The organism is Sphingopyxis sp., from assembly GCF_035250425.1.
Taxonomy (GTDB): domain Bacteria; phylum Pseudomonadota; class Alphaproteobacteria; order Sphingomonadales; family Sphingomonadaceae; genus Sphingopyxis.
Genome location: NZ_DATFFD010000090.1, coordinates 1 through 2,979, shown reverse-complemented (window position 1 = coordinate 2,979; position 2,979 = coordinate 1). Strand labels below are relative to the sequence as shown.

The 2,979-nt window shown below is 66.3% G+C and carries 4 protein-coding genes; 2 read left to right on the top strand and 2 right to left on the bottom strand.

The genetic code is table 11. The annotated features are described in order from the left end of the window. The coding region (gene truA / locus VJ811_RS05380; RefSeq protein ID WP_324071243.1) for a tRNA pseudouridine(38-40) synthase TruA at positions 1 to 636 on the bottom strand (636 nt) is incomplete at its 3' end. A gap of 115 nt (positions 637 to 751) precedes the next feature. After that, positions 752 to 1,672, bottom strand: coding sequence for a methionyl-tRNA formyltransferase (fmt, locus tag VJ811_RS05375; protein WP_324071242.1), 921 nt, complete (start codon positions 1,670 to 1,672; stop codon positions 752 to 754). Positions 1,673 to 1,894: 222 nt separating this feature from the next. Here fmt and recR point away from each other — a divergent pair, with 222 nt between their 5' ends. Further along, complete coding sequence (recR, locus tag VJ811_RS05370; protein WP_324071241.1) at positions 1,895 to 2,491, top strand: recombination mediator RecR; 597 nt, start codon at positions 1,895 to 1,897, stop codon at positions 2,489 to 2,491. Between the two features lie 32 nt (positions 2,492 to 2,523). Beyond that, positions 2,524 to 2,979: peptide deformylase (def, locus tag VJ811_RS05365; RefSeq protein ID WP_324071240.1), on the top strand; the 456-nt coding region annotated here is incomplete at its 3' end.

Below are 2,979 nucleotides of genomic sequence, written 5' to 3'. Positions count from 1 at the left end.
CCATTTGCCATAGCCGACGAGCGCGAGGCAGCCGACCATCGAGCGCACCTGATGATGCAGGAAGCTGCGCGCCGCGGCCTCGATAATCAGCTCGTCGCCGTGACGGCTCACCGTCAGCTTGTCGAGCGTCTTCACCGGGCTTTGCGACTGGCAATGCGCCGAGCGAAAGGTCGTGAAATCGTGCAGGCCGATCAGTTGCTGCGCCGCGGCGTGCATCGCATCCGAATCGAGCGGCCGGGCGACCTGCCACGACAGCCCCTTGTCCCAGGTCAGCGGCGCGCGGCGGTTGACGATGCGATACTCATACGACCGGCCAGTGCAGGCAAAGCGCGCGTGCCAGTCGTCGGGGACGATCTCGCACCCCACCACCGCGACCGGCGCGGGGCGCAGCTGCGCGTTCAGCGCCTCGGTCAGCTTGAACGGGGTCAGCGGCTTGTCGATGTCGACATGCGCGCGCATCGCGATGGCGTGGACCCCGGCGTCGGTGCGCCCGGCGCTGAACACCTGCACCGTCTCTGCGGTAAAGCGATGGATCGCTTCCTCGATGACCTGCTGGACGCTCGGGCCGTGCGCCTGCCGCTGCCAACCCATGAACGGGCGGCCATCATATTCGATGGTGAGGGCGAAGCGCGTCATCGCGGCGTCCGTGGGCAATAAATAGGGACAGTCCCTATTTTTTCCGAACCGGCGGGAGCTGCATATGGGCAACTGCGAGAAAAATAGGGACTGTCCCTATTTATTGAGCGCCTCGTCATGCGAGTCTGGTTCCTCTAGGTATCGCGCGACCGCGCAGCAGTTCGCCGGCGTCCATCGCGGGCTTGCCGGCGCGCTGGACCCGCGTCGCGCGGATCGCGCCGGGATTGCAGGCGACAGTCAGCGCCTCGTCGAGCGTGACGCCGGAAGTGGCGCCCGCGACCGTATCGGACGGGTGCACGACCTCGGCGGCGAGGATTTTGTAGCGTTCGCCGTCGAGCTCGAAGAAGGCGCCGGGCGTCGGGTTGAACGCGCGGATCTGGCGCTCGACCTGCACCGCGCTGGTCAGGAAATCGAGCCGTGCTTCGCTTTTGTCGATCTTGGCGGCGTAGGTGACGTCGTCGCCGGGTTGCGCTTCGGGTGCGAAGGCGTGGAGGTCGCTCATCACCTTCACCATCAGCCGGGCGCCCATCGCCGCCAGCTCGTCGGTCAATTCGCCCGCCGTCTTGCCATCGACCGGCGTCCGCCCGATCAGCCGCATCGCGCCTGTGTCGAGCCCGACATCCATCTGCATGATTGTCACGCCCGTCTCGGCATCGCCCGCGAGGATCGCGCGCTGCACCGGTGCAGCGCCGCGCCAGCGCGGCAGGATCGAGCCATGGACGTTAAGGCAGCCCTCGCGCGGGGCATCGAGGATCGCGGACGGCAGGATCAGGCCGTACGCCGCGACCACCGCGACATCGAGGTCGAGCGCGGCGAACTCGGCCTGCGCCTCTTCGCCTTTCAGGCTCTTCGGCGTGCGGACGGGCAGGCCATGGGCTTCGGCCCAGCCATGCACCGCGCTCTGCTGTACCTTCTTGCCGCGCTGCGCCGGGCGCGGGGGCTGCGTATAGACGGCCACGACCTGATGCCCCGCGGCATGAAGCGCGGCGAGCGTCGGCACCGCAAAGGGCGGCGTTCCCATAAAGGCGATGCGCATGGGCTGCGCCTTTGGCCGACCGTCGCATCATATTCAACCCCTCTCCCCTTGCGGGAGAGGGAGCGAGACTTGCGAGCTTGCTCGCTAGTCGCAGCGGGAGAGGGGGCGCGGCGTCACGCCCCCTCTCCAGCCTTCGCTAAGCGCTTTCGCGCCAAGCTTCGGCATCCTCTCCCGCAAGGGGAGAGGATTGTGCAGTCCCTTCCAGCGCGATAGGTGCATGACATGGCGTCCACCGAAATCGAAGCGCTCGTCCAGCAACTCGCCCGCCTGCCGGGTCTCGGCCCGCGCTCGGCACGGCGCGCGGTGCTGCACCTGATGAAGAAGCGCGAAAGCGCATTCGTGCCGCTGCTCGCGGCGCTCCAGACGGTGTCCGAACGGCTCGTCACCTGCGGCATTTGCGGCAATGTCGACACGCACGACCCCTGCGCGATCTGCGCCGACCCGCGCCGCGATGCGCGCTCGTTGTGCGTTGTCGAAGAGGTGTCGGACCTGTGGGCGCTCGACAAGTCGCGGCTATTTCCCGGAAAATATCATGTGCTCGGTGGACGGCTGTCGGCGCTGGAGGGCGTCCGCCCGCAGGACTTAGCGATCGACGCGCTGGTGAGCCGCGTTGCCGCGGGCGGCATTGACGAGGTCGTACTCGCCATGAACGCCACGCTGGAGGGGCAAACGACCGCGCATTATCTCGCCGAGCGGCTTGAGAGCTATCCGGTGCGGCTCACGCAGCTGGCGCATGGCTTGCCGGTCGGCGGCGAGCTCGATTATCTTGACGAGGGCACGCTGGCGCAGGCGCTTCGGGCAAGACGGCCGGTGGGTTGACGACGGGCGTTCGAGTTCATACCTGAGCCCCCATGGCCTTACTCCCTATCATAGAGACCCCGGATCCCCGGCTGCGTATCATTTCGAAGCCCGTCGAAAAATTCGACGCCGAGCTCAAGACGCTGATCGCCGACATGTTCGAGACGATGTACGACGCCCCCGGTATCGGGCTGGCGGCGATCCAGGTCGGGGTGGCGAAGCGCATCCTGGTGATCGACCTGCAGGAACCCGATCCCGACGACGAAGAAGGCAAGACGCTGATCCGCGAGCCGCGCGTCTTCATCAACCCCGTTTTTTCCGACGAGAGCGAAGAGCATAGCGTTTATCAGGAAGGCTGCCTGTCGGTCCCCGAGCAATATGCCGAAGTAACGCGCCCCGCCGAGGTCACTGTCGACTGGCAGGATGCGGATGGCAAGCATCACCAGGAACGCATGACCGGCCTGATGGCGACGTGCATCCAGCACGAACATGACCATCTGGAGGGTATT

Bases quoted from the DNA above. Each gene is read 5' to 3' on its own strand.
- fmt (WP_324071242.1), bottom strand. From the start codon at position 1,672: ATGCGCATCGCCTTTATGGGAACGCCGCCCTTTGCGGTGCCGACGCTC.
- recR (WP_324071241.1), top strand. From the start codon at position 1,895: ATGGCGTCCACCGAAATCGAAGCGCTCGTCCAGCAACTCGCCCGCCTG.